The sequence below is a fragment of the Roseobacter sp. HKCC-CH-9208 genome, from assembly GCF_037805125.1.
Taxonomy (GTDB): domain Bacteria; phylum Pseudomonadota; class Alphaproteobacteria; order Rhodobacterales; family Rhodobacteraceae; genus M30B80.
Genome location: NZ_JBBLYK010000001.1, coordinates 1,640,363 through 1,665,529, shown reverse-complemented (window position 1 = coordinate 1,665,529; position 25,167 = coordinate 1,640,363). Strand labels below are relative to the sequence as shown.

General features: G+C 50.7%; 23 protein-coding genes, 1 tRNA gene and 1 pseudogene. 15 read left to right on the top strand and 10 right to left on the bottom strand.

The window, feature by feature from the left end; translation table 11 throughout:
- Window positions 1-46: 46 nt before the first annotated feature.
- The 6 genes from AAC621_RS08370 (at window position 47) to AAC621_RS08345 (ending at window position 6,541) form a co-directional block, all read left to right on the top strand.
- Complete coding sequence (locus AAC621_RS08370) at window positions 47-1,576, top strand: ABC transporter ATP-binding protein (protein WP_340254240.1); 1,530 nt, start codon at window positions 47-49, stop codon at window positions 1,574-1,576.
- Window positions 1,566-2,690 carry an ABC transporter permease gene (locus tag AAC621_RS08365; protein WP_340254238.1) on the top strand — a complete coding sequence of 375 codons (1,125 nt, stop codon included), beginning with the start codon at window positions 1,566-1,568 and terminating at the stop codon, window positions 2,688-2,690. The genes AAC621_RS08370 and AAC621_RS08365 overlap by 11 nt, the downstream gene beginning before the upstream one ends.
- Window positions 2,687-3,934, top strand: coding sequence for an ABC transporter permease (locus tag AAC621_RS08360; RefSeq protein ID WP_340254236.1), 1,248 nt, complete (start codon window positions 2,687-2,689; stop codon window positions 3,932-3,934). Before AAC621_RS08365 ends, AAC621_RS08360 begins: the two co-directional genes overlap by 4 nt.
- Window positions 3,935-4,011: 77 nt before the next feature.
- A complete protein-coding gene (locus AAC621_RS08355) occupies window positions 4,012-4,800 on the top strand; it encodes a purine-nucleoside phosphorylase (protein WP_340254233.1) in 789 nt (262 codons plus the stop codon).
- Between the two features lie 68 nt (window positions 4,801-4,868).
- On the top strand, window positions 4,869-5,789 hold the full coding sequence (locus AAC621_RS08350; RefSeq protein WP_340254230.1) for a sulfite exporter TauE/SafE family protein: 921 nt from the start codon (window positions 4,869-4,871) through the stop codon (window positions 5,787-5,789).
- Window positions 5,790-5,791: 2 nt separating this feature from the next.
- Complete coding sequence (locus AAC621_RS08345) at window positions 5,792-6,541, top strand: TIGR02186 family protein (RefSeq protein ID WP_340254227.1); 750 nt, start codon at window positions 5,792-5,794, stop codon at window positions 6,539-6,541.
- Here AAC621_RS08345 and AAC621_RS08340 read toward each other — a convergent pair.
- The 3 genes from AAC621_RS08340 to doeA form a co-directional block, all read right to left on the bottom strand.
- Window positions 6,518-8,053: an ATP-dependent DNA helicase gene (locus AAC621_RS08340; RefSeq protein ID WP_340254224.1), complete on the bottom strand. Its 1,536-nt coding sequence runs from the start codon at window positions 8,051-8,053 to the stop codon at window positions 6,518-6,520. The two genes, AAC621_RS08345 and AAC621_RS08340, sit on opposite strands and share 24 nt — an antisense overlap.
- Window positions 8,054-8,572: 519 nt before the next feature.
- On the bottom strand, window positions 8,573-9,556 hold the full coding sequence (gene doeB / locus AAC621_RS08335; RefSeq protein WP_340254222.1) for a N(2)-acetyl-L-2,4-diaminobutanoate deacetylase DoeB: 984 nt from the start codon (window positions 9,554-9,556) through the stop codon (window positions 8,573-8,575).
- The gene (gene doeA / locus AAC621_RS08330; RefSeq protein ID WP_340244512.1) at window positions 9,553-10,731 is read right to left on the bottom strand and encodes an ectoine hydrolase DoeA; all 1,179 of its coding nucleotides are present in this window, start codon (window positions 10,729-10,731) and stop codon (window positions 9,553-9,555) included. Before doeA ends, doeB begins: the two co-directional genes overlap by 4 nt.
- Before the next feature lie 210 nt (window positions 10,732-10,941).
- Here doeA and AAC621_RS08325 point away from each other — a divergent pair, with 210 nt between their 5' ends.
- A complete protein-coding gene (locus AAC621_RS08325; RefSeq protein ID WP_340254219.1) occupies window positions 10,942-12,318 on the top strand; it encodes an aspartate aminotransferase family protein in 1,377 nt (458 codons plus the stop codon).
- Window positions 12,319-12,489: 171 nt separating this feature from the next.
- Here the strand turns inward: AAC621_RS08325 and AAC621_RS08320 are convergent, their stop codons facing one another.
- The gene (locus AAC621_RS08320) at window positions 12,490-13,473 is read right to left on the bottom strand and encodes a sterol desaturase family protein (protein WP_340254217.1); all 984 of its coding nucleotides are present in this window, start codon (window positions 13,471-13,473) and stop codon (window positions 12,490-12,492) included.
- A 192-nt stretch (window positions 13,474-13,665) separates the two neighbouring features.
- On the opposite strand from AAC621_RS08320, the gene AAC621_RS08315 reads away from it, so the two are divergent.
- Both AAC621_RS08315 and AAC621_RS08310 read left to right on the top strand, forming a co-directional pair.
- On the top strand, window positions 13,666-13,977 hold the full coding sequence (locus AAC621_RS08315; RefSeq protein WP_340254214.1) for a UxaA family hydrolase: 312 nt from the start codon (window positions 13,666-13,668) through the stop codon (window positions 13,975-13,977).
- A gap of 10 nt (window positions 13,978-13,987) precedes the next feature.
- Window positions 13,988-15,187 carry a UxaA family hydrolase gene (locus tag AAC621_RS08310; RefSeq protein ID WP_340254211.1) on the top strand — a complete coding sequence of 400 codons (1,200 nt, stop codon included), beginning with the start codon at window positions 13,988-13,990 and terminating at the stop codon, window positions 15,185-15,187.
- A gap of 83 nt (window positions 15,188-15,270) precedes the next feature.
- Here AAC621_RS08310 and AAC621_RS08305 read toward each other — a convergent pair whose 3' ends face one another.
- Window positions 15,271-16,329: a YeeE/YedE family protein gene (locus AAC621_RS08305; RefSeq protein ID WP_340254208.1), complete on the bottom strand. Its 1,059-nt coding sequence runs from the start codon at window positions 16,327-16,329 to the stop codon at window positions 15,271-15,273.
- Window positions 16,330-16,865: 536 nt separating this feature from the next.
- On the opposite strand from AAC621_RS08305, the gene AAC621_RS08300 reads away from it, so the two are divergent.
- Window positions 16,866-17,795 carry a hypothetical protein gene (locus AAC621_RS08300; RefSeq protein WP_340254205.1) on the top strand — a complete coding sequence of 310 codons (930 nt, stop codon included), beginning with the start codon at window positions 16,866-16,868 and terminating at the stop codon, window positions 17,793-17,795.
- A 194-nt stretch (window positions 17,796-17,989) separates the two neighbouring features.
- Complete coding sequence (locus AAC621_RS08295; RefSeq protein ID WP_340254202.1) at window positions 17,990-18,613, top strand: hypothetical protein; 624 nt, start codon at window positions 17,990-17,992, stop codon at window positions 18,611-18,613.
- Window positions 18,614-19,031: 418 nt separating this feature from the next.
- Here AAC621_RS08295 and AAC621_RS08290 read toward each other — a convergent pair.
- Window positions 19,032-19,107, bottom strand: a tRNA-Ala gene (locus tag AAC621_RS08290).
- 100 nt (window positions 19,108-19,207) lie between these two features.
- The gene (locus AAC621_RS08285) at window positions 19,208-19,543 is read right to left on the bottom strand and encodes a TIGR02300 family protein (RefSeq protein WP_340254199.1); all 336 of its coding nucleotides are present in this window, start codon (window positions 19,541-19,543) and stop codon (window positions 19,208-19,210) included.
- A 132-nt stretch (window positions 19,544-19,675) separates the two neighbouring features.
- Between AAC621_RS08285 and AAC621_RS08280 the strand changes: the two genes are divergently transcribed.
- On the top strand, window positions 19,676-20,395 hold the full coding sequence (locus tag AAC621_RS08280; protein ID WP_340254196.1) for a M48 family metallopeptidase: 720 nt from the start codon (window positions 19,676-19,678) through the stop codon (window positions 20,393-20,395).
- A 22-nt stretch (window positions 20,396-20,417) separates the two neighbouring features.
- Complete coding sequence (locus AAC621_RS08275; RefSeq protein ID WP_340254193.1) at window positions 20,418-21,071, top strand: GntR family transcriptional regulator; 654 nt, start codon at window positions 20,418-20,420, stop codon at window positions 21,069-21,071.
- 188 nt (window positions 21,072-21,259) lie between these two features.
- Here the strand turns inward: AAC621_RS08275 and lpdA are convergent, their stop codons facing one another.
- The 3 genes from lpdA to AAC621_RS08260 all read right to left on the bottom strand — a co-directional run bounded on the left by lpdA (window position 21,260) and on the right by AAC621_RS08260 (window position 24,036).
- On the bottom strand, window positions 21,260-22,648 hold the full coding sequence (lpdA, locus tag AAC621_RS08270; RefSeq protein WP_340254190.1) for a dihydrolipoyl dehydrogenase: 1,389 nt from the start codon (window positions 22,646-22,648) through the stop codon (window positions 21,260-21,262).
- 165 nt (window positions 22,649-22,813) lie between these two features.
- Complete coding sequence (locus AAC621_RS08265) at window positions 22,814-23,215, bottom strand: MAPEG family protein (RefSeq protein ID WP_340254187.1); 402 nt, start codon at window positions 23,213-23,215, stop codon at window positions 22,814-22,816.
- A 29-nt stretch (window positions 23,216-23,244) separates the two neighbouring features.
- On the bottom strand, window positions 23,245-24,036 hold the full coding sequence (locus tag AAC621_RS08260) for an SseB family protein (RefSeq protein WP_340254184.1): 792 nt from the start codon (window positions 24,034-24,036) through the stop codon (window positions 23,245-23,247).
- A gap of 128 nt (window positions 24,037-24,164) precedes the next feature.
- On the opposite strand from AAC621_RS08260, the pseudogene AAC621_RS12270 reads away from it, so the two are divergent.
- Together AAC621_RS12270 and kdsA are read left to right on the top strand one after the other, a co-directional pair.
- Window positions 24,165-24,326, top strand: a pseudogene (locus AAC621_RS12270) (capsule biosynthesis protein); the annotation flags it as partial.
- Window positions 24,327-24,331: 5 nt separating this feature from the next.
- The gene (kdsA, locus tag AAC621_RS08255) at window positions 24,332-25,165 is read left to right on the top strand and encodes a 3-deoxy-8-phosphooctulonate synthase (RefSeq protein ID WP_340254181.1); all 834 of its coding nucleotides are present in this window, start codon (window positions 24,332-24,334) and stop codon (window positions 25,163-25,165) included.
- The last annotated feature ends 2 nt before the right edge of the window (window positions 25,166-25,167 follow it).

Genomic DNA, 25,167 nt, shown 5'->3' with positions numbered 1-25,167 from the left:
CCTCCCCTGATAAGTTCGGGGGAGGGATCCTTAAGGGTCTATGATAATGGACATAGAATTAAAAGGCATTACAAAACGGTTTGGTTCTGTAATTGCGAACGATCAAATTAACCTGCAAATCAAAGCGGGCGAAGTGCTGGGCTTACTTGGTGAAAATGGCGCTGGAAAATCCACGCTTATGAACATCCTTTCTGGGCTTTATGCGCCCGATGAAGGAAAATTACTAATCGATGGCATTGAAGTAAATTTTCGAGGCCCTGGAGACAGTATCTCTGCAGGAATAGGGATGGTTCATCAGCATTTTATGCTGGTACCAATATTTTCAGTCGCTGAAAATGTAGTTCTTGGAGTTGAGCCAGTTAAGACAGCTGACTATTTAGATTTATCAAAGGCTCGCACTCTAGTTAATAAAATTAGCTCTGAATATGGCCTATCAGTTCCCCCAGATGCCATTATCGAAGATCTTCCAGTTGGGATACAACAGAAAGTTGAAATTATAAAAGTTTTATTTCGAGAAGCTAATGTAATTATTTTTGACGAGCCAACTGCGGTCCTGACACCAGGTGAAGTAGAAGACTTTTTTTCAATAGTAAGGGCCCTTAAAGCGTCAGGTAAGGCGATAGTATTTATTACTCATAAATTACACGAAATCAAAGAAATCGCCGATCGTGTTACAGTGCTGAGGCATGGGCGTATTACAGGCGAAGGAAATCCTAAAAGACTTACCAAAGAAAAGCTTGCAGAGATGATGGTCGGGCGACAGGTGTCTTTTACTGTAAATAAAATAAAGTCAAAAATAGGCCACCCTATTTTAAAGCTCGATAATGTCGAGCTCTATACAAAAGATAACGAACGAGTTCTAAAAAATATAAATTTCAGTATTAACGCTGGAGAAATAGTAGGTGTTGCCGGTATTCAGGGGAATGGCCAGACAGAATTAATAGAAGTCATTACAGGATTAAGAAAAAACTACGCAGGTGAAATGTTTTTGGGCGAACTAGATATTACGAAAGCTAATGCACGCCAGCGCCATATAGCAGGTATGGCCCACATTCCAGAAGACCGTCATAAATTTGGAATGGTTGAAAACTTTTCAATCACAGAAAATATTATTATCAATAATTACTACGAAAATATTATCTCTAATTTTATCACAATAAATTGGAAAAAAGCTAGGTCGATTGCAGAACTATTGTGTGAAGAATTCGATGTGCGGACACCGTCAGTTGAACTTAATGGCAAGAGCTTGTCTGGCGGCAATCAACAAAAAATGGTTGTTGCAAGAGAACTAGGCCGCAAACCAAAAATCGTCATTGCTGCACAACCGACGAGAGGCGTTGATGTTGGCTCGATAGAGTATATCCACAGCCGCCTCGTCCAGAGCCGTGATGATGGAAATGGTGTGTTACTTGTTTCATCTGAGTTAGACGAAATCATATCTTTATCTGACCGGATACTTGTCATGTATGATGGCTCTATTGTTGCAGAATTTGACAATACAGATGCAAAACCCAAGCGAAACCAAATTGGACTAGCGATGGCAGGTTCGACAGAAGAAATTTACAATGATCACTAAATCAACTTTTCGAAAAACTGCCGCTGATTTACTAATGCTACAGCAAGGCGCTTACCGAGACGCCATAGTTTTGCCGATCATAGCTATAGCAACTGCGCTCCTAATTGGCGCGCTTATAATGACTGCAACCGGAGTTGATATTGATACTATTGGTAGAAGTTTTTCTGCATTGGGATACGGTGCATTTGGATCAATTAATGCAATTTCTGAAACTTTTACCGCCGCGATACCGTTAATATTAGCAGGTTTGGGGATTGGCTTAGGCTTCCGAGCGGGATTATTCAACATCGGAGCAGAAGGCCAGATAATTATCGGTGGCCTACTAGCAGTAATCTTTAGTTTTACTTTCTCAGATCTGCCAACAATCGTTTTAGTTACTTTTACGTTAATTGTGGGATCCTTGGCAGGAGCAGCCTACGCGGGAATTGCGGGGGTGTTGCGTGCTGTCACAGGCGCGCACGAAGTAATTCTTACAATTATGTTGAATTTAATAAGCTATCGGATCCTTGACTATGCATTACGCCAACCATTCATACAAAAAGATGGTCGCTCGGATCCAATATCTAAGTCGGTCCCAGACAATGGACAATTACCAAAATTACTAGACTGGATAGATCCAAATCTACGCCTTCATGTAGGTGTTTTTTTGATGCTAGGGGCTGTCATCCTACTGTGGTGGTTAATAAGAAAATCAAAAATGGGTTTTGCCATTCGTACAAACGGAGAGAACTCGCATGCAGCGCTTTACGCGGGCATGAACCCCAAGATGGTAATTATAGGCTCCATGGCAATAGCCGGAGGATTAGCCGGCCTTGCTGGCGCAGTGCAAATTTCGGGCGTTTTAGAACGCGCCAGTCCTGGTTTTTCCGCGGGTATTGGATTTGATGCAATCGCGGTGGCGCTCTTAGGTCGTAGCCATCCAATTGGAATTTTATTCGCGGGGATATTGTTTGGGGGACTTGAAGCAGGCGGCCGCCAAATGCAAATTGATGCAGGAGTTTCAATCGATCTAATTAGTATAATCCAAGCATTGGTTGTTGTGTTTATCGCTGCACCCTTAATTATTCGTACGATTACTCCATGGGCATTCTCAAAAAATAAGAGAACATCATGAGGATTTCCGATATTTTTAATCATAAAAAAATAAATAGATCTCAAACGAGTGGGATAATCCTTTTAACGCTTTCCGCGATTGTTCTGTTCTTTTTGAATGTACCAGATGGATCGTATGCAACTTTCAAACTATCGCGGCCAAACGATGCCCTACCTTTGAAAGACTTAGTTCTATCCGGTGGACCATTTAACACTGTGGCTTCAATGATCCTCGCATTTATTGGTGTGCGGCAATTTTTGAAGGGAGGTGGCCGATGGATCGCGCTTTCTTTAGGATTTGGCTTTCTGATAACAGTCGCCGCTTTTCTGGTTTGGGCCACTGCTGATAAAAGTCTTAATCTCACAGGAATGCTGCAAGCTACCGTAGTGAGGGCCGTACCAATAGCATTAGGTGCACTTGCGGGCCTTCTTTCAGAAAGAGTTGCAGTGATCAATATTGCTATCGAGGGAATGCTACTTGCGGGCGCATTCACGGGTGCACTGGCAGGATCATTGTTCGGTGGCTGGGGCGGAATGATTAGTGCAATAATCATTGGTGGAAGCTTTGGCTTTATCCTCGCAACGTTAGTTATCACTTTCCGTATGGATCAAATTATTGCCGGAGTGGTCATAAACCTATTAGTGCTTGGACTTACCTCATACGTATCCTCGCAGGTTTTTTCCGAATACAGACATCTGAACAACGCGCCAGTATTTAGGGCAATAAAAATCCCATTACTAAGCGATATACCTATAATCGGACCAGTAATTTTTTCCCAAAATATATTTGTTTATGGCGCACTAATTTTAGTTGCAATCACCACCTATTATCTTTTCTACACGCGCAATGGCCTTAGGGCTCGAGCAGTGGGCGAACATCCGAAAGCGGCAGACACCTTAGGTATAAACGTAATTCGTACGAGGTATTTCCACGTTGTGTTGGCCGGCGCAGTCGCTGGCTTTGGCGGGGCTTGGTTCACGCTCGGTTCAGTTGGACGATTTGATGAAGGGATGACCGGCGGCCGTGGCTTCATCGGCTTGGCGGCGATGATATTTGGACGTTGGCATCCTGTAGGTGCATTGTCAGCTGCACTCGTTTTTGGCTTTGCCGATAGTCTTCAACAAAAACTTGCGCTGCTGAATACTCCAATACCATCTGAATTTCTTGCGATGGCACCTTACTTAGCAACTATAGTCGTCGTCGCAGGTATAATCGGACATGCACGGCCTCCTGGCGCAATAGGAAAACCGTACCAGAAAGAATAGCCAACCACTCAAAATGTGATTTGACTATTTGTTCTCCACCAAACGCAAACTATAAATGAAATTATTGCAGTTAAAAAATGGATAATATCTCAAAAATTCAGTCAATTACGGGAACTATGCCACCCGATATAGGTGTAATCTTAGGGTCAGGAATGGGCCATCTTTTAGATTTAGTTCAGGGACACAAGATACCCTACTCTGATCTTTTAAATTTTCCAATTTCTAAGGTTTCAGGTCACAAATCTGAACTTGTTATAGGAGAATTGGAAGGTCGCAGAGTTTTAATTTTTAATGGCCGAAGTCACTACTATGAACAAGGCAAAGCAGATGCAATGCGCACACCGTTAGAAACTTTCAAGAAACTCGGTGGCAAGAGGATTATAATCACCAACGCGGCGGGATCGTTAAGTTCAGAATCTCTTCCCGGAGACTTAATGTTAATAAACGATCACATCAATTTTTCAGGACTAAACCCACTTATCGGTATCGAAGACGATGCCCGATTTGTTCCGATGAAAAATGCTTATAGTACTGCGATGCGTGCAGACTTGCGCCATGCCGCAGAGGAAAAGGGCATCCGCCTTCGCGAAGGGGTCTATGCGTGGTATTCTGGCCCTTCCTTCGAGACGCCAGCCGAAATCCGCGCAATCCGCACCCTTGGCGCAGATGCGGTGGGAATGTCCACTGTGCCCGAAGTCATCTTATGTCGCTTTTTAGGTCTTGAGGTTGCGGCGATATCGGTCATCACAAACATGGCAGCAGGCCTCTCTGATGAAGCCATCAGCCATGAGCATACAAAGGCCATGGCCCCCTTGGGAGCACAGAAATTCGAAAGCCTTTTGCGGCACTATCTCAAAAATGGTTAAAGAAATTTAACTTTTCCCGACTGTCTGCCTGTGCTGTAACGGGATAAGAGTGATGAACGGCCCCCCTTATGCAAATCTATCTGCCCATCGCCGAAGTCAGTGTTGACGCTTTTGCCATTCTCGGGATTGGCGGATTGGTTGGCATATTGTCAGGTATGTTCGGGGTCGGCGGCGGCTTTTTGATCACGCCTTTGCTGTTTTTCATCGGCATCCCCCCCGCTGTGGCGGTTGCCACATCCGCCAGTCAGGTCGTGGCGTCATCCGTTTCAGGCGTGATGGCCCATCTCAAGCGGCGCACAGTTGATTTGCGCATGGGTGCGGTTTTGCTGATTGGCGGCTTGATCGGCGCAGGCGCAGGTGTGCAGCTTTTCGCGATTTTGCGCGCCATGGGTCAGGTCGATCTGGTGGTGCAGATTTCCTATGTGGTGTTCTTGGGCATCATCGGCAGCATGATGTTTGTCGAAAGCCTACGCGCCTTGCGCAGAAGTCGCCATGGCACAGCCCCAAAGCGGCGCAAACATAACTGGGTTCACGCCCTGCCCTTCAAAATGAAATTCCGTGTTTCGGGGCTGTATATTTCTGTAATCCCCCCACTTGTTGCAGGGGCGTTTGTCGGGCTTTTGGCGGCCATCATGGGGGTCGGTGGCGGGTTCATCATGGTGCCTGTCATGATCTATCTCCTGGGAATGCCCACCAAAGTTGTGGTTGGCACATCCCTGTTCCAGATTATTTTTGTCACTGGCTTTGCCACTGTGATGCATGCCGCAACGAACCGCACGGTCGATATTTTTTTGGCGATTGTTCTTTTGGTCGGCGGCGCGATTGGCGCGCAAATCGGAACGCAAATCGGCACAAAATTACGGGCCGAGCAATTGCGGATTTTATTGGCGAGCCTCGTCTTGATCGTCTGTGCAAAATTGGCTTTTGATCTCTTGGTCGAACCCGCCGAGCTCTATTCCATATCCTACCAAGCGGGGGTGGGACTATGAGAATGCTTGTCGCAGTCTTGGTTTATCTGTCCACGCTGCTGCCGGTCTGGGCCGAAGATGTGGTCGCTGGGTTCAGCCAAGACAGCATCTCGATTACGACCAATTTCTCTGGTTCGGAAATTTTGATTTTTGGCGCTGTGCGGCGCGAAGCGCCCATTGCACGCAATACAGACCTTGAGGTCGTGGTGACTGTCGCAGGCCCAAGCCGCCCTGTCACAATGCGGCGTAAGGAACGCTTTGGCGGGATTTGGATCAACCGCGCCTTTGCGCATATCGATGCTGCGCCAACATTTTATGCTGTCGCCACCAGCGCCCCCTATCGTGACGCGATTAGCAGTGTTTCTGATGTGCTTTATAGCATCTCTCTGCCGCGTGCGTTTCGCAATGCCGCTGGCGGAGCAGATCATACCAGTGGGTTCCTCGAAGCCCTAGCCCGTCTGCGCGCCGAAGAAGGCCTCTATCAGATTAATGAAAACAGTGTCGATCTGCGGGAAGATACCCTATTTTCGACCTCTATCACCCTGCCCGCAAATTTGGTTGAGGGGGATTACTTGGTGCGCATTTTCCTGACCCGTGAAGGGCGCGTCATCAGTGCACATGAAAACACGATTGCCGTTCAAAAAGTCGGGATTGAGCGCGCAGCCTATCGTCTCGCAAATGAACAGCCGCTGCTTTACGGGTTTTTGGCGCTCTTCATCGCCATTGCCGTGGGGTGGCTTGTCTCCGCTCTATTCCGCATGATCCGGGCCTAATTGGGCAGCTAAGACCAAAGGAGCGCTTGGCACCTCCAGATCACTGACCCCAAGCGGGCTTTTGGGTTTTGACAGCATATAGCGCGTCACCCAAATCAAGCGGTTCTCAGCCCGCGTAATCGCCACATAGGCCAAGCGTTTCCACAAAGGTTGGCTCGCTTCGACACGGCCCATGCGGCTTGCCGCGTAAAGATCAGGGGCAAAGACCTGCACATCGGGCCATTGGCTGCCTTGTGCCTTATGGATCGTCACCGCAGCCCCATGCAAAAACGCAGCGCCCATATGGGCGGCATAGGGGATGAATGGTTCCTCCTCATCGGGCAGTTCAATTTTCACGATAGAGGCGGCCGAAAGGCGCGGCGCCTCGGCCCCTATGACATGCAAGCGCGAAAACCCAGGTTTCGAGCCTGGCCCAACATAGACAACCTGCGCCCCCTTAATCAAACCGCGGGCCTCAAGATCAATGCGCTTCTTGCGATGCTTCAGCGGCAATTCAATCCCATCACAAATCAGAGGTTCGCCTGGCAATAGCGCATCAGAGGGCACGCAATGCACCGATCGGAAGCCCGTGATCAATCGCACCCTTGTGGTATTGCGCCAAACCAAAACGGGGCTGCGGGCCATCAAATCACTATCAGCGCGCGGCGAAACAACCACGCGCTCATCCCGCGCGGCCGCCTGCTCAATCATCCGTTCAAATTGCTCGAACTCAAGCGCGGGATCCCCCAAGGCATGGGCCAGATCAAGGATCGGGTTATCTGCATCTTGGCGATGGATACGGCCCAAGGAAAAAACCGCTTTTTGATTGATCTGCTCGAACACCATTTTGCCTGACTGCCCCACGGGCGCCAATTGGGCAGGATCGCCGAACAGAACAAGCGCGGGAAATATCTCGCGCAAATCCGTGAATTGCTTATCATCCAACATGCTGGCCTCATCGACCAGACCGATATCCAACGGCTCCTCTCGCCGTTTCCAGCCTGTGATGAAATCTGATCCCCGCAACCCCGCCGCTGCCAAGGCTGCAGGAACCGATTTATGCGTTTCATAGGTCAGGCGCGCGCGCTCGAGCGCCTCATCACTCAGGGCTTCAATCTGCGGCCTTTCCCCCTGCCCTGTAAGCCATTCTGCGACCTTTTCAAATTCAGGGTCATAAACAGGCGTATACAGAATACGGTGGATCGTTGTGGCTGGCACCCCACGCATGCGCAAAACGCTTGCGGCTTTATTGGTGGGGGCAAGGATTGCAGCAGACCTGCGGTCTTTTCGGCGGCGTGGCTCGAAATCACCTGTGATCAGGTCGACCCCGGCGGTCTCAAGACCTTTTACCAAGGCCGATAGTAGCATCGTTTTCCCAGAGCCCGCTTTTCCCGTAATCGCCAGAACGCCTGATTGGCCATCTGAGATTGGGGTGATCGTCTCGGCTTCAATGTCCACACCATGCCCCGCCAACATGGCGGCAATACTATCAAAGGCCTCGGCCTGATCGGAAGAGAAGGTCAACGCAGACATGGGCTCACCCTAACGCCCAAGATGCCCCCCTTCCACGGCAAAAACACCACTTCGGAGAAGTTAACCAAAATTCATGGAAAGTGTTTTTCAAATTTTGGGTTTTTTTTATTCATCTTGGCACGGCATGTGCAGCACCAGAGCGCCCGCAGGGGAAGCCTGTCGGGATACGGCTCGGAGACTCTGGCCATAATTAATTGGTACGGGAAAACCCAACATGTCCATGGAAGATGAAGAACTGCTTGAGGCAGTTTTGGCTTTGCTTATGACTGAAACATCAGATTTCAGCGATTGCGCCAAAACTTGCAAAAGAATGGCCCGAAGTGGGCGTGTCCGATGTGATCGGCGTAGTGCTAAAAGCCTGCGAAGTGATCGCACGCACTTTCAAGGATGGCGAAAATCGTCAAGACATCCGCAAAGGGCGTGAGTTCGCGCTATGGCTCTCTTACACGGCTTACGAATTACCCAGCGCGGGGTCGATCCCGTGCTCATGCAAGACCTGCACAAGGTTGAGGGCGCAGATTAGGCAGCGCCCAACTCGACAGCCAAAACCGCTGCACAATCCCCTGATTTAATCAGGCCTGGTGCGTGGCGAGCCACGAGCAAACCATCACGCTTGGCCAGAAGGCCGAGCGGGGGTTTGCCTGTGGCCTCAACAGGCCAAATACGGGCGACAAGATCGCCCGCGCGCAGGCGCGCGCCCAAATCAACAACGGGTTCATAAAGCCCATTCATCTCGGCAAAGGTAAAACAATCCGCATCAGGCATATCTAACAGGCTGCTTGGTGCCTGTTCTACCTTGCCCTGCAAAACGCCCAAATGAACCAAAAAATTGCGCACCCCGCGCTTGGCGATCGCGACTGTTTCCGCACGCGCCATCCCTGCGCCACCAAGCTCGGTCGTCACGAAGGTTTTCCCTGCGCGCTCAACCGCGCCGTCAAACATACCTGTGTCATCAATCTCAAGCATTTTAACAGTATATGGTGCGCCAAAGGCGCGGGCGGCCTGCGCACAAGCCTGATCTTGGGCCGCATCGGGCAAGACATGGCTAGCGGCAAAGGGCAGAAAATCCAACGTCTTGCCGCCTGAGTGGAAATCCAAAACCGCATCAACCCACGGCAGGAGTTCATCGTTGAGATATGCTGCGATTTTCTGTGTGACCGTGCCCCGCGCATTTCCAGGAAAGGCGCGGTTCATATTACCTTGATCAATCGGCGATGTGCGGCTTGCCGCCAAAAAGGCGGGCGTATTCATCTGCGGCAGAATGATGACCCGCCCCGCGACATCAGAGGCCTCAAGCGAATAGGCCAAATCATGCAGGGCAATCGGCCCTTCATACTCATCCCCGTGATTGCCGCCCGTCAACAAAACGGTCGGGCCATCCCCATTGCCGATGACGCATATCGGAATCATAACATGGCCCCATGCGCTGTCATCGCGGCTATGGGATAGGCGCAAATGGCCATGCGCCTTGCCCATGCCATCAAGGGCAATGGTTGGGGTCATTTCACAAATACCTCGCGTGGCAAGTTAGACAGGCATTCAACACCTGTCTCGGTGATTAGGATCGGCTCAGTGATTTCAAGCCCGCCATCATCCAACCACAAAGCAGGCATGAAATGGAAGGTCATTCCTGGTTTAAGAACGGAACGATCCCCGCGCCGAAAGCTCATCGTGCGCTCGCCCCAGTCAGGCGGATAGCTTAGACCAATCGCGTAGCCACAACGACTGTCTTTCTCGAACCCCATTTCATTGAGCTTTTTGTTAAAGGCATTCGCAATATCTTCACAGAAATTCCCTGGCTTCGCTTGTTCAAGGCCTGCATGGATTGCCTCGACCACCGCCTCTTCGGCACGGCGATATTTTTCAGGCGGCTCGCCCAAGAATAGGGTTCGCGATTGAGGGCAATGATAGCGGCGATAACAGCCTGCGATTTCAAAAAAGGTCGCTTCGCCCGCAGCCATAGGTTTGTCATCCCATGTCAGATGCGGGGCCGTGGCATCCACACCTGAGGGGGTCAGGGGCACGATGGCGGGATAATCGCCCCAATGACCATCCGCACCCAAAATGCCTGTGCGGCTAATCTCGGCCACAAGAGCGTTTTTCGGCATGCCGGGCTCAGCCGTTTCACGGATGACTTCGTGCATCCGCTCCACAATCTTTGCAGCGCGGCGCATATAGGTGATTTCCTGCTCGGATTTCACCGCGCGTTGCCAATTGACCAAACCTGTGCTGTCCACAAATTCAGCATCAGGCAGCCCCTTCACTAGAGCCGCATAGGCAGCAGCAGAGAAATAGTAATTATCCATCTCAACGCCAATGCGCCCTCGCAGGCCACCATGATCATGGATCAGGCTCGCAAGGGTTTCATGCGGGTGTTTTTCGGGGTTTTGCACATAGGTGTCATCATAGCCAACCACAGCGTCATCTGACATCCAGACTGTGCGTAAAGCACCCAATCCATCCATCGCGCGGCCCCACCAAATCGGCTCGCCTTTATGGCCCAAGAGCACCGCTTGATGGACGTAAAATGACCAACCGTCATAGCCCGTCAACCACGCCATATTGGACGGGTCAGTTACAATGATGAAATCCAAATTTCGCGCGGCCATCTCGGCGCGCGTGCGCGCAATACGCGCCTGATATTCTTGGGTTGGAAAGTTATGAATGCGAGAAACCATCTGCCGCCTCCTGTTGGTGGGCCAAGTTTTCGATAATTCACCGCCCACCGCTTCCCGCTTCGCGTCATTGCTTGCACCAAAAACGTCGCTTGCGCCAATCACAGTGTCGGGTCTGTGATCCATGACTTCGCCGCAAGGCATGGCACTGGGACGGATTTTCTCTTAGGCTTGCGGCAAACGTGCCAAACCACATGACAAAGGACAAAGCCGATGCTTACCAATGATCAGCTGTCGAAATGGGATCGCGACAGCTTCATGCACCCTTCAACACATCTTGCGCAGCACGCCCGCGGCGAAAGCCCCAATCGGATCGTGCAAACCGCAAGCGGCTGTCACATCACCGACCGCGATGGAAATCGTTTTTTGGACGCATTTGCTGGGCTTTACTGCGTGAATATCGGCTATGGCCGTCAAGAAGTGGCCGAGGCCATTGCCGAGCAAGCCCGCGAATTGGCATATTACCACGCCTATGTAGGCCATGGCACTGAAGCCTCAATCACGCTTGCGCAGATGGTCATGGATCGTGCGCCCGACCATATGTCAAAGGTCTATTTCGGGCTTGGTGGATCGGATGCCAATGAAACCAACATCAAACTGGTTTGGTATTACAACAATATCCGTGGGTTGCCGCAGAAGAAAAAGATCATCTCGCGCTGGCGCGGCTATCACGGCTCAGGCCTGATGTCGGGATCCCTGACAGGGTTGAGCCTGTTCCATCAAAAATTTGACCTGCCTCTTGATGCGGTCTTGCACACAACCAGCCCTTATTACTTCCGCCGTGATGACCTCAGCCTCTCCGAGGCGGAATTCTCTGCCAAATGCGCGGCTGATCTTGAGGAGCTGATCGCCCGCGCAGGTGCAGACACTATCGCGGCCTTTATCGCAGAACCCTTGCTGGGAACAGGCGGGATTGTACCGCCGCCGGCAGGGTATTGGGAGGCAATCCAACCCGTTCTGCAAAAGCATGACATCTTGTTGATTGCAGATGAAGTGGTCACGGGCTTTGGCCGCATGGGATCAATGTTTGGCTCGCCCCATTATGGCATCACACCAGACATCATGACCATCGCCAAGGGCCTAACCTCGGCCTATGCGCCGCTCTCAGGATCCATTATTTCCAACAAAGTTTGGAAGGTTCTTGAGGATGGCACCGATGAATTCGGCCCCTTGGGGCATGGTTGGACATATTCCGCCCACCCCATCGGCGCGGCGGCAGGTGTTGCCAATCTCAAACTTTTGGACAGCCTGAATTTGGTTGAGAATGCCCGTGACACGGGCGCCTATTTCAACCAAGCCATGCGCACCGCCCTTTCCGAGCATGCCCATGTGGGCGAGGTGCGCGGTGATGGCATGCTCTGCGCGGTGGAATTGGTCGAGGATCGCGACACTCGCACCTTCTTTGACCCCGCCAAAAAGATTACCCCCCAGATTGTCGCCGAAATGGCGCGGCGCGGGGTGATTGCACGGGCCATGCCACAGGGCGATATCATTGGCTATGCGCCACCGCTATGCCTCAGCCGCGAGGAAGCTGATACTGTCGTCAGCGTGACGGCCGAGGCAATCAAAGAGGTTTTGGAACGACGTTAAATGAGGTCAATGCAACTTGGCCCCATTTCAAATCCATAATTTCTCAGAAAACAGGAGCTCTTAGCAGTATCACAGAATAGCTGCCCTCAAGCGTTGTAACTTTAAAAAACCGAGTTCCCTCAAGACCATTTGTCACTGCATTTTACCAGCATCAAAATACTCTTGAGGGACCTACACGCTCTTTTTGCTAACTTTTAGACGGACACGATTTGTGGCTTCTTTGGTGCCGTCATGATCTGTGCCAAACCAAACGTCTAATGGAACCTCCATAGTTCCATAGTTACATTCAAAATACCTATGATGTAACTGATGATGGAAGTCCGCCGAGTCGAGTAACGTCGTCTTTTTAGCCAGAATTTTTTCAAAACCAGAATGTGAAAAAGCCGGGCCAAGCGACGTCATAAATAGATGAACAAAGACTATAGCGGGTTCGGACGGTATCACAAAATGTATCAATACTGACGATTGATAAATTAAGTTTTCGATTGGATGCATTGAAATGCCAGACCATGGACCGGTGTGCACGTTCCTATGATGGGTACTGTGGACATGCTTGTACAAGAAGGGATGATGCAGCAACCGATGGATAAAATAAAAATGACCAGATCGAACCATTGGCAGCACCAAAAGCCATGCAAAAAATTGTAAAGGGTGGTCGTTGAATGGCATCACGCTTATCAAGCCATTGGCGAGAAGGTTCAAATACAAAATCTCGTATGCCGTCCACACGGTAACACCGCTAACCAGGCTCCAAAAAATATTGTCATACACCTGGTCATTAAAACTGAAAAACTTGTTTTTTTGGGCCATTTTTCGTTTTAAAAATTTAAAGTCATCGCCCTGCATCCTTAAAGAATAAAGATACATATGAAGTGACCCGGCCACCAAAAATAGTATGGCTGAGTTACGAACATAGGTTAAAGCTATAATTTCAGAACTTGGTTCCTGAAAGGCTTCAAGGCTAGGAGTTAAGTAATGATAAGCTCCAACCGCTAGTATTGCGATAAACAATGCCCGTGAAATGCTGATCCAACGGAAAACAATCCATCTGAACGTCTTCGCGACATCGATAGGCCACTCAAACAACGGATTGTATCGAATAGGCTCATTTGGACTATAGTTCCAAGATTTTTTATCAACGGAAGAATTAGCCATTTTTTATCACCAAGCCCAAAAACACAAGACACCGTACCCAAGAGACCACCTAGATCGAAAAAAGCGAATTCGTCAGCGGAACCCGTATGCTACTGCAGAATTCGTAATCTTCATAGTTCTCAAACAGTTTTGACAAAGCTTACCTTATTATTTCATCTTTCTATAAGTGTAAGCTTCAGAGGCAGTGTACCTATGACAGAACTCAAAGCATGCCCATTTATGCGACTTCATCCTGATGACAACACACTTGTTGCGAGAATTAACGCTGATGAGGGCACAAAGATCGACATGGATGGAGGCCAGGTGCAATTGTCTCAAATGATCCCAATGGCTCACAAGATCGCCTGCAGGCATATCAAGTCTGGAGATGTAGTCTTAAAATATGGCATGCCGATCGGCGTAGCTACAGTGGACATCGCGCCTGGCGAACATGTGCACGTCCACAACGTACGTTCTGCCTATACACCAAGCGTTGTATTACACGACGCAGATGCCGTCAGCTGAGGAGAGTAAAATGATTGAAGGCTGGCTGCGACAAGATGGCAGAAAAGGTATACGAAACAGTGTTTTAGTAGCGTATTTAGTGGAATGCGCACATTTTGTAGCATCCGAAATCGTGACAGAGTTCCGGGGCCAAGACGTACAATTAATTGGTTTTCCAGGTTGCTTTCCTAATGAATATGCTGCGCAAATGATGGAGCGCCTCTGCACCCATCCCAATGTTGGTGCAGTCCTATTCGTTTCTCTGGGATGTGAAAGCTTCGACAAAGTGCGTGTTTCTGCAGCCGTAGAAGCATCGGGCAGGCCCGTCCGCACGCTTGTAATTCAGAAAGCAGGTGGCACTAAATCGACAATAAAATTAGGCCAGGACTGGATAAAAAGCGCACTTTTAGAAATTGACAATGTTTCGCGCACACCGTTGGCACCCTCTGACCTAGTAATCGGGACGGTCTGTGGCGGATCAGATGGAACATCAGGCATATCAGGTAATCCTGCCGCTGGACGCGCATTCGATTTCCTAGTAGCCGAAGGCGCAGCCTGTATTTTCGAAGAAACAGGGGAGCTAATCGGTTGCGAAGAAATCATGGCAGAACGCGCAGTGACCCCAGAATTAGGGCAGGCAATACGAGAAAGTGTACTCAAAGCCGAACGTTATTATCAAACACTTGGGTATGGGAGCTTTGCTGCAGGTAATGCCGCAGGTGGGTTATCCACAATTGAAGAAAAATCACTCGGGGCCTATGTAAAATCCGGCAGTAGTCAAATATCCGGCCTTATCAAACCAGGCGATATCCCTCCATGCGGCGGACTGTATCTAATGGACGTGGTACCGGATGGAGACGTTCGGTTTGGCTTCCCGAACATCAGCGACAATGCTGAAATCGTTGAGATGATAGCCTCTGGTGCGCACATGACCCTATTCGTCACAGGGCGCGGCTCAGTGGTAGGCTCTGCAATATCACCAGTCATTAAAATTTGTGCCAATCCAGAGACCTATCGTGCCCTATTTGACGATATGGATATTAACGCAGGCGACATTATCGAAGGTCATCGTACGATCGACGAAGTAGGACAAGAGATTAGTGAACTTGTATATGCTGTCGCAGGCGGTCAACAAACTAAATCTGAACAGCTCGGTCATCGAGAATTCATACTTACCTACAAAAGCTTTGAGCCGATTGGACCAGCCTGTTTACCAAATCTTCATTCATAACTTGAGTGTTTATTGGCAAAGCATCCAATCATAGCTAACGGTTGCTCTGGGCTTTGAGAAACAAACAATCAAGAGTGCGCTGATTACGTGGCCGGTTGTACTGATGTGTTGGGTGCTTTTGAGCCATATTCAAAAGGCACTACAGCGAGTAGAAAGCGCATAAGCGCGCCCCCCAGTGCGATCGCCGTCAACGCCAAGATCGCTGCGAATGACAGGGTAGGCACACCAGACAAGCCAGCACCCACGGTGCATCCGCCGGCCAGAACTGCGCCGAAGCCCATCAGTCCGGCACCAGCCAAATAGCGCGCGGTTTGGCGAGGGCTGTCAAAGCTAGACCAAGCAAATTGCCCCCGTAAGAGCGCCGCCGAACCCGCACCCAGCACTGTGCCTCCCATCAATCCCACACCAAAGCCAGGCGCAATGGCGGTCGAGGCAACAACCCAAAACAAAGTTTCGGTGACAGGTGCCGTGAAAGACAGGCTTTGCAATGCGATTGGATCGAAGTCGTCAAACAAGATATAGCCCGTGCCAACCCAGCCCAGAGGCACCAAAAGCCCCAACAGCGCTGCCAGACCCAGCATTCCGGCCCCAAGGCCCGAACGCCAGGCAAAGACCAATGCAGCGCCCGCAATCAGCGCCGCCAACAGGAGTGGCGTACCCGGCAGAGCAGGGGCTAATTCCATGGTGATAGCTTTTAAGCTAGTGTGCAGGCCCGACAGCACCCCTTTTAACGTGGCATGGGCGACAATTGCGAATACCACTAGCACCAGAAGCGCTCGCAGATTGCCGCTCGCGCTCAGTACAGTCAGCCGCGACACGCATCCGCGCGTCAAGATCATGCCAGCGCCAAAGGCGAACCCGCCAACGACAATGGCCACAACGGGCAGATTTGTGACCATGAAGCGATGACCTGCAAAATCGATCCAGCCCATCAGTGTGGCTGCCTGCGTACCCAGCGTAGCTGTGGCCAGCGCCATCAGCCAGATACCGGCGGCTTGACGGCGGTCCTCACCATCGATCATCCGGCGAAAGCAGAGGCGCGTGATTTGCGCCAAAGCACCAAAGGCGCATCCCAAAATCAATGCAAACCACAGAGCGGCCTGAGGAGCAGTAAGGGTTTCAAAGCCCAGCTGTTCGAACATGGCGAATCCTCACAAAAGCGGAACTTTGTCCTCTTTCGCGAGAAAATAAGGTGCTGACAAGCCCAGAATAGCCCAGAAACACGGCTAAATGTGGAACATTTGTTCTGTTTTTTTGCATAGAGGCAAACGCCTTTCTGCCCAAGCGCCGAGGCAAGAGAAAATGGCCCGCCAGATCCGGTGGGCCATAACAATGGTTCTTTTTGTTTTACCGCCCGCGAGTGCCCATACTTAGTTGAAGCGCAGCGCGTGGGTAGTCAATCCTGGCGACCCAAAGGTAACGCTCTAATAGACCCGTAGCGGCGATATAACAGTGGCAGGGTGGGGTGTTAGAGCTTTTCGGGCAGGGTGACTACCCTCAGTCCCTAAATGTAATCTGACATGGATTTTTATTTTGGCGATGCGTTGTTGTTGAATGGGAATCATCTTGCAAAAAAAGGGATACAAATTATTTTCATGAGACCCATTGAAGTGTAATTTAATGAAACTATTACTCAACGGAACCTATCAAGATTAATACAGGTTATGGAGTTTCAACAATGTCACTCAATTCCTTACGAACTATCATTGTTAGTTTTTTAATTCTGATAATTTTTGCTCCAACATACGCATTTTCAGCCTCTGAATTTATAAAAATGCAGTGCTCTGGAGAACGTGAATTGATGCTGATCGCAGAAAATACTTATGATGGTCAGGTAAGAGGTGGCAATGATTTTATTTTTACTGAGATTAGTCCCGATAGGTTAAATTTTTCTTCTAAAGGCTCTGAATGGTCTGTTGATCTTGCTACTGGCAGTCTTTCAATGGACGGGATGTCTTTCCCTCAGCTGGTCACCTGCGAAGTGGAAACTATTAGTACCATTGAAGTGATCGCTCCTGCCACATCTGTACAATGCAAAATTGAGAACGAGGTTTACCCTTTTTTAATCGATAATGATTATGGGGATGTAGTTATTGGTGGCGATATATACAAAGTTAGCCAATTTTCTAACTACATATACATGAATAGTGACGCTGGCGTTTATACAATAGAACGAAGCACTGGTAATATGTACTCAGGATCGAGCATGATCGAGGGGATGAATTGTTCCATCGAAGATACTGACTTGGCATTAAACACTGCCCCTTTATATTCTGCGAATGGAAATATTGATCCGGCAAACATCAGTTCATGGCAATTGCCACAACCGCTAATCCTAACTTATCTGGAGCTTGAAGAACGGCCGGAAGAGTTCAGTTACGAGTATCGTCTGGAAGCAGATATCGCCACCAATGCCGATTACGTGATAACGGTAGTTTTCAATATTGGTTTTTTTGCGGTTGATGATACCTTTTTAGGCGGCTGTTCAGAGGTGGAGGATATAGCGCCTCGTGATCCAGCCAGTCTAAGATGCGATGTGGTTTTGGCGGAACGTCCATCTAACGGTTATCAAATCAAGTATTCAATTTTTGGATATCAGGAGAACTGATTTTTGATTTGGCAGGTTTACAAGCTCCAACTTTGAAGCCTGTGACCCACCGTTTGAACATTGCGATCCTTGACGGTTAGTTGTTTCGGTGGTCTCATTCTTGGATGAGGCATCGTATTAGTCAAATAGCAATCACCACACTTCTAGCCGTAACATCAGCTACGGCACAGGAAGTTGATCCTCGCATAGAGGCAATGGTCTCAGAACTTCATGCAGAAGGTTACACGGAGTTTACGCTCAATGACTCCATCTTCACGCCACCGACTTTGGTAGCTGAACAAGCGGCTATCCTTCTTCGGCTAAGGCTTGATCCTGATACTCTTGCACCAACAGCAGCTTCTATGGCGTTAGACACAGACGGTGACGGCATACTCTCTGCACGAGAGCGGCGTAAGCGGATTGAGCTAGTTGACGCATCTGGTCAAGCAATCTTGGCGTTGAGCGTAATAAACGAAGTAACTAACCGTATTGAACAACATATGCAGGCGTCTTTGGTATTTGTTCAATCTCTAGGGGGTGCTGGTGGTTGGGTTGCCATTCGTACAAATATACTGTTTGGCGGTTGTGATGCTGATCCAAATGAAGACTGTCACTTTGATCCAATATGTGGGTGTGAAGCTCCATATGCAAACCTGTCCCCTGTTGGCAAAGCTTTGGCTGATGGCAAAATCGGTGGTGGACAAAATAGCGATGCTGTTAGAGATGCCGCAAGAGATGCCGTAGCGCCTGCCATCAATGATCGTGCTAACGATGCCAGAGATGCCGCCAGAGACACCGCAAGAGATGCCATCAGTGATCGTGCAAGCGATAGACGATAGGGCCACGCCATGAAGCGCATCATCTTAGCCACAACCATTGCAGCCGCCACATTCGCAGGGCCAGCTTCTGCAGGACAGAATGATGGATAACCTTCTTCACCCAGCTACTCACTACAAGCAACGATGCCCTAGATGTCAGTCACCACTGAACACGATTGTTGTGCATGGGCATGAGCAGTGCGCAATATGTAAGTCCAATATTTTTGAATGCTGTTCAGGCGATACTTGTGAGACTGACCACAACCTGAATGTGGGCTATAAGCGGGGATGAAATTGACGGGTCATTCCGATGGCCCCCTAAACCCCTCCTTTGGAGCCTATGCGTACGTGTCGCCATACGTGCCACTGTACGTAACAAATGGTATTTTGTGGATTATATCTATATATTTTATAATAAAATAAATGGGTTAGGAGGATTTGGTGGAGCCTAGGGGGATCGAACCCCTGACCTCTTGCATGCCATGCAAGCGCTCTCCCAGCTGAGCTAAGGCCCCAAAACCGTTTGCAACATTCGTTGCGATCTGCGGTTTATGGTGTCGCGCGGGGCAGATCAAGGGAAAAAACCGCCCCACACGCAATGGTCAGCAGAGTGATCTACTCTTCATCATCCGAGCCGACATCGGCAATGTCATCAAGCGAGACATTATCGTCATCGTCATCTTCGAGAAGATCGTCATCCAGATCGGAATCATCATCCAATACCAAATCATCTTCATCATCCAAGATCACTTCATCGTCCTCACGGTCTTTGGCCTTGGCGGCAGACGCAGCAGATGGTTTTTCCGCAACCAAGCTGCGGCCACCTTTACCGGTGTCCAATGTAACCACCTCGCCCGTATATGGGCTAACGATCGGGTCTTTTTTAAGGTCGTAGAAACGCTTGCCTGTGGTTGGGCATACGCGTTTAACACCCCATTCCTCTTTGGGCATGACACCCCCTTCAATGAACGCTATCGAGAGAATTGCGATCCCCTGCCATAATGTGAATAGGGTGTCAAAGGCTTTCCGAATACTAATTCGCGGATTGCCCGTTTAATTGATGAAAGACGGAGGCTTATTGCGATGCTGCGCAAGATATCATCTTGGATTCACCATTTGGATGGGCCACAGCCCGTTGAGGTGGTGATCAAGAAATCAGTGCGCGCCACGCGGTTTTCCTTACGGGTGTCCAACAGAGATGGCACTGTCAGCCTAACCATGCCCCATTGGGCGCTCGAAAGTGAGGCTTTGGCCTTTTTGAACGCTCGCCGTGAATGGTTGATGAGGCATCTACAAGACCGCCCAGCAGCACAGCGCCCTGCTATTGGTGCGGTGATTCCCATCGAAGGTGCTCCCCATCCGATCATCGAAGGCAGTGGCCGTTCGGCAAAGCTTGCCGATGGGTGTTTAAGCGTTGCCGATGATCCACGCTTGCCCATTCGCGTGGCCGCGTTTCTGAAAACCCGCGCCAATGCGCGGCTCCACGCAGCCTCTGAATATTACGCTAATAAATTGGGAAGACAGTTTTCCAAGCTCACACTTCGTGACACCAAAAGCCGCTGGGGCAGTTGCTCGGCGCAGGGTCATTTGATGTATTCTTGGCGACTGATCATGGCCCCGCCTGAGGTGCTAGATTATGTCGCCGCCCATGAGGTTGCGCATTTGGCAGAAATGAACCACGGTCCAAAATTCTGGGCACATTGCGCCTCGCTCTGCCCTGATTATCAACGGCATCGCGCATGGCTGAAAACCCATGGGAACGAGATTTTAGCGTGGCGCTTTGAGAGCTTGCCAACAGGATAGGGTTTGTGATCACATATGGCCTATGCCGACTAACCCGCGCCCAACTGAACAAACCGTTGCGGTGGCCCATGAACGGGTCTATCGCGCTTTGCGCTCGCGCATTATGCATGGCGAAATTTTGCCAGGGCGGGCGATGACGCTGCGTGGAATTGGCCAAGAATTTCAGGTCTCGATGACGCCTGCACGCGAGGCGGTTAGGCGTTTGGTGAGCGAAGGCGCACTGTCCCTATCGGCGTCAGGCCGCGTGTCGACCCCCGAACTCAGCAATGAACGGATCGAAGAACTGGCGGCGTTGCGCGCATTGCTTGAGCCTGAATTGGCCGCACGCGCCCTGCCGCGGGCGCATATGGCCCTCATCGAACGAATGGAAAGCACTAATAGCGCTATTGCAGGGGTGATCCATACGGGCGATGCCATTGCCTATATCCGCCACAACCTTGAATTCCACCGCACGCTCTATTTGCGGGCGCAAGCGCCAGCAATGTTAGCTTTGGCCGAAACGGTTTGGCTGCAATTGGGACCAACAATGCGCGCGCTCTACGGGCGGCTACACCGAACCGATGCGCCACAGCATCATCGTTCCATCCTCGCCGCATTAAAAGCTGGAGATGAGCCAGGGCTGCGATTGGCTGTTCGGGCCGATGTCACCCATGGATTGAGGCTATTGGCCACCTGAGGCTGACCATTAACCATTGCTTAAACTGCATCAGGTTTTGAATGGGCCATGCGGTTTACAGTCCCCCAATCAAGAACCCGCCGTTAGACTTGCCCAAGGTTTTTTCAACTGTTGTGCAAGACACCCCAATGGAGAGATGCCGAATGCCTCCCCTGCATTCGGCATCTCTTTGTTTCAAACGCCGCAAGTCAGGCGTGGATCGCCCCATCCCCACAGGCCAATGCCGCCTCGCGCACTGCCTCAGAGAATGTAGGATGCGCATGACAAGTCAGCGCCAAATCCTGCGCACTGGCGCCAAATTCCATCGCGACACAAACCTCATGGATCAAATCCCCTGCCGCAGGGCCAATGATATGAGCCCCCAAAATGCGGTCAGTGTCTTTGTCGGCAAGGATTTTCACAAAACCATCCGCCGCGAAATTCGCCTTAGCGCGGCCGTTGCCCATAAAGGAGAATTTCCCAACCTTATAGGCGCGGCCCTCAGCCTTCAGCATCTCCTCAGTCGCGCCAACCGAAGCCACTTCGGGGTTTGTGTAAACCACGCCGGGGATCACACCATAATTTACATGACCATGTTTGCCCGCGACAACCTCGGCAACGGCCATACCTTCGTCCTCGGCTTTATGCGCCAACATTGGGCCTGCGATGCAATCACCAATCGCATAAACGCCCTTAATATTGGTCTGCCAGTGGCCATCCGTTTTGATTTGGCCGCGCTCGGACAGTTCCACCCCAAGCGCATCAAGGCCAAGCCCCTCGGTGTAGGGTTTGCGCCCAGTCGCAACCAGAACCACATCTGCAACAACCTGATGGTCGCTATCATCTTTCTTTAATTTGTAGCTGACAGTCGCATTGGTCTTGGTCGTTTTTACCCCTTGAACAGCGGCCCCAAGCGTAAATTTCAAACCCTGTTTTGAAAGAATTTTTTGGAAATTCTTGGCAACTTCATTGTCCATACCGGGGGTAATGGTATCGAGATACTCAATCACCTCGACCTCGACCCCAAGACGGGCATAGACCGACCCAAGCTCAAGACCGATGACCCCAGCACCAATGACAACCATTTTCTTGGGCACTTTACCCAGAGCCAAGGCACCCTCAGAAGTGACCACGACTTTTTCGTCTACCTCAATGCCTGGCAGCGTGGACGGCGTTGAGCCAGATGCAATAATGATCGATTTTGCGTTATGGGTTGTGTCACCAACCTTCACCTGACCCGCTGCGGGGATGGAACCGAAACCTTTGATCCAATCCACCTTGTTCTTTTTGAACAGGAATTCGATCCCTTTGGTGTTTTGGCCAATCACATCATCTTTATACGCCAGCATACCTTTCCAATCGACCTTGGGCGCAGCACCTTTGAGGCCCATCTTGGCGAAGTTATGTTCTGCCTCGTGCAAGGCATGGCTTGCGTGCAGCAGCGCCTTAGAAGGAATGCAGCCAATATTAAGGCATGTGCCGCCCAATGTGTCGCGGGCTTCGACACAGGCGGTTTTTAGACCCAACTGTGCGCAACGGATTGCGCACACATAGCCACCAGGGCCTGCGCCAATAACGATAACATCATAATCTGCCATAATCTTCGCCTCCTTAGCGCTCGGTCGTGGCCCTGTGTCAGGCCGAACTCGCCAAGCGCATAGGAAATTGGCGTGCGCGAAACAAGGATTTTCACCCCTCACCCCCCCAAAAACGGGCCAAAATAGCGCGGCTCAGGGGGTGATTTTCGACTTTGTGATCACAAATTAAAAAACTGCGATCACAACCATAGAGATTGTCGCAAAGAACCCAACCGCCCAAATGATAGACCGCCACGGCGTAAGTCCCTGCGCATAGGCAGGCACATAAAGAATCCGCGCCACCAAATAGGCATGTGCGCAGATTTTAGTGGCGGCATTAGACGCCCCAAGCGCTGTCACCAAACCCACCGCTATGGCAAAAAGGATCAATGCCTCAAAATGGTTGTTTAAGGCGCGCTGCAATCGGCCCGCAACACCCGTTAGGCTTTTGGCTGTATCCCTCGGGCTCATGGAATACCCGACCCCGACCTGTAAATTCGCAACAACGCCGTAAAGTATCAATTGGAATACCTGTAAAAAGAAAGCGAGGGCGAGAATGTAGAGCTCGGTCGTCAATGTGGTTTGCATGCCTAAGCCTTTCGTTGCAGCGGGCCAAGCTATCGCAGCTTGGGTGGTTTATCTGGATCCGATCCCGGCGCGGGGCGTTTCCGTGGCTTTTCAACCTGCGGCAAATCAAAACGCAAGCCAACCTTCGCTAATTTCGCGACAAAGGCCTCATGTGCCGGCAAAAACACCACATCAAGCATTCCCGCCTCAACGCCCGACAGATGGAGCGTTTCTGAAACGGCACGCGCCAAGGCCTCATGCGCCTCGGGCGCAGCATCGATAAAGCATAGGATATGGCTGTGACTGCCATCGGCATACTCGGCTAAGGCAAGATAGGCACCTGCGGCCAACCCCGTCAGCCCTGCTAATTTGGCATCCAACGCAATGAACATATCTTGTGGCAGGCCGCGTGGTGCGTTCAGCGACACGGGGCGCGCATCTATGGATGTTGGCCCCTTCTCTGCAATATCGCGCAGCCAAATCATCGCAGCGCCGTCAAGCAAGATCTCGCTGGGCGCGACCCCAAGGTTCAAGCCCAGACCAATATCCTGAGGCGCCAACATTTTGGCCAAGGCCCGCCCCGTAAGCGCAGCATAGGGCGCTTCTACCCAGTCCACGAACTGAGACAGCCGCTCTTCTCGGTCAAAGGCTAAGACGAAGGAAACCCCCTCAGATGTCAGGATTTTTGGCTCAATCCGATCCTGCCCAGCGGCCATTGGGCGCTCAAGCAGCACGAATAGCTCGGCCCCCAAAAGGCGGTCATAGAACCGCAGTCGCGGCATCTGGGCATCTGGGTCTGCTTGCATTTGCGCATAGGCATGATCCAAGGGCGTTTCGGTCATCCATCAACACTCCAACATCTTGCGCAAAAGACGCGCAGTTCAGGATTATTCACCCCGTCCCGTATTGCCCCGCCTCGGCCTGCGCAAGGGCGGGGGGCAGGATCACACGCAATCTTGCAACAAAATGCCAAACACTTTACCTATCTATAAGTGTCTTTCCTGTCGCGCCTGACGAGGTGGCTTATCAGCGCAGTTTTGAAAATACATTGCTTGCCTTCCTTGTGTTTTCGGGCATCTACCTGTTGATATCAATGACAGCATCCATTCTTCGCGAACAGGTATCGGCGTAAAAACTATGAGAGACGTGCAAATCGGAAATCTGACGGTCGGCAACGACCGCCCGCTCACCCTTATTGCGGGGCCTTGCCAATTGGAAAGCGCGGATCATGCGCAGATGATTGCAGGTATCCTAAAAGAGGCCTGCGAAAAGGCAGGCGCGCAGTACATTTTCAAGGGCAGCTTTGATAAGGCCAATCGCACCTCACTCAATGCCGCGCGCCCCTTGGGCTTGGATAAAGGCCTTGAGGTTTTGGCATCTGTTAAATCCACGATTGGCGTGCCTGTTCTGACCGATATTCACGAAAAAGAGCAATGCGCGCCCGTGGCCGAGGTGGTGGATGTTCTCCAGATCCCTGCTTTTCTGTGTCGCCAAACCGCCCTTTTGCTAGCGGCGGGAAGGACGGGTGCCGTGATCAACGTCAAAAAGGGACAGTTTCTTGCCCCGTGGGATATTCCCAATGTGGTCGCCAAAATCGAAAGCACGGGCAATGATCGGATCCTGCTCACCGAGCGCGGGGTCAGTTTCGGCTATAACCGCCTCGTGGTTGATATGCAGTCTCTGCCCGAGATGGCAAAAACGGGCTGCCCCGTTGTAATGGATGCAACCCACGCTGTGGCACAACCTGGGGGCTTGGGTGGCGCATCAGGCGGGCAGCGCGAATTTGCACCTGTTTTGGCCCGCGCCGCCGTGGCGGTTGGTGTGGCCGCGGTCTTTACCGAGACGCACCAAGACCCCGACAACGCCCCTTGCGATGGCCCCAACATGATCCGCCTGGCGGATATGCCCGCATTAATTGAAATGTTGATGCAGCTTGACCACTTGGCCAAAGCCAACCCAATCCGCATTTAACC

Bases quoted from the DNA above. Each gene is read 5' to 3' on its own strand.
- AAC621_RS08370 (WP_340254240.1), top strand. From the start codon at position 47: ATGGACATAGAATTAAAAGGCATTACAAAACGGTTTGGTTCTGTAATT.
- AAC621_RS08365 (WP_340254238.1), top strand. From the start codon at position 1,566: ATGATCACTAAATCAACTTTTCGAAAAACTGCCGCTGATTTACTAATG.
- AAC621_RS08360 (WP_340254236.1), top strand. From the start codon at position 2,687: ATGAGGATTTCCGATATTTTTAATCATAAAAAAATAAATAGATCTCAA.
- AAC621_RS08355 (WP_340254233.1), top strand. From the start codon at position 4,012: ATGGATAATATCTCAAAAATTCAGTCAATTACGGGAACTATGCCACCC.
- AAC621_RS08350 (WP_340254230.1), top strand. From the start codon at position 4,869: ATGCAAATCTATCTGCCCATCGCCGAAGTCAGTGTTGACGCTTTTGCC.
- AAC621_RS08345 (WP_340254227.1), top strand. From the start codon at position 5,792: ATGCTTGTCGCAGTCTTGGTTTATCTGTCCACGCTGCTGCCGGTCTGG.
- AAC621_RS08340 (WP_340254224.1), bottom strand. From the start codon at position 8,053: ATGTCTGCGTTGACCTTCTCTTCCGATCAGGCCGAGGCCTTTGATAGT.
- doeB (WP_340254222.1), bottom strand. From the start codon at position 9,556: ATGACCCCAACCATTGCCCTTGATGGCATGGGCAAGGCGCATGGCCAT.
- doeA (WP_340244512.1), bottom strand. From the start codon at position 10,731: ATGGTTTCTCGCATTCATAACTTTCCAACCCAAGAATATCAGGCGCGT.
- AAC621_RS08325 (WP_340254219.1), top strand. From the start codon at position 10,942: ATGCTTACCAATGATCAGCTGTCGAAATGGGATCGCGACAGCTTCATG.
- AAC621_RS08320 (WP_340254217.1), bottom strand. From the start codon at position 13,473: ATGGCTAATTCTTCCGTTGATAAAAAATCTTGGAACTATAGTCCAAAT.
- AAC621_RS08315 (WP_340254214.1), top strand. From the start codon at position 13,666: ATGACAGAACTCAAAGCATGCCCATTTATGCGACTTCATCCTGATGAC.
- AAC621_RS08310 (WP_340254211.1), top strand. From the start codon at position 13,988: ATGATTGAAGGCTGGCTGCGACAAGATGGCAGAAAAGGTATACGAAAC.
- AAC621_RS08305 (WP_340254208.1), bottom strand. From the start codon at position 16,329: ATGTTCGAACAGCTGGGCTTTGAAACCCTTACTGCTCCTCAGGCCGCT.
- AAC621_RS08300 (WP_340254205.1), top strand. From the start codon at position 16,866: ATGTCACTCAATTCCTTACGAACTATCATTGTTAGTTTTTTAATTCTG.
- AAC621_RS08295 (WP_340254202.1), top strand. From the start codon at position 17,990: ATGGTCTCAGAACTTCATGCAGAAGGTTACACGGAGTTTACGCTCAAT.
- AAC621_RS08285 (WP_340254199.1), bottom strand. From the start codon at position 19,543: ATGCCCAAAGAGGAATGGGGTGTTAAACGCGTATGCCCAACCACAGGC.
- AAC621_RS08280 (WP_340254196.1), top strand. From the start codon at position 19,676: ATGCTGCGCAAGATATCATCTTGGATTCACCATTTGGATGGGCCACAG.
- AAC621_RS08275 (WP_340254193.1), top strand. From the start codon at position 20,418: ATGCCGACTAACCCGCGCCCAACTGAACAAACCGTTGCGGTGGCCCAT.
- lpdA (WP_340254190.1), bottom strand. From the start codon at position 22,648: ATGGCAGATTATGATGTTATCGTTATTGGCGCAGGCCCTGGTGGCTAT.
- AAC621_RS08265 (WP_340254187.1), bottom strand. From the start codon at position 23,215: ATGCAAACCACATTGACGACCGAGCTCTACATTCTCGCCCTCGCTTTC.
- AAC621_RS08260 (WP_340254184.1), bottom strand. From the start codon at position 24,036: ATGACCGAAACGCCCTTGGATCATGCCTATGCGCAAATGCAAGCAGAC.
- kdsA (WP_340254181.1), top strand. From the start codon at position 24,332: ATGAGAGACGTGCAAATCGGAAATCTGACGGTCGGCAACGACCGCCCG.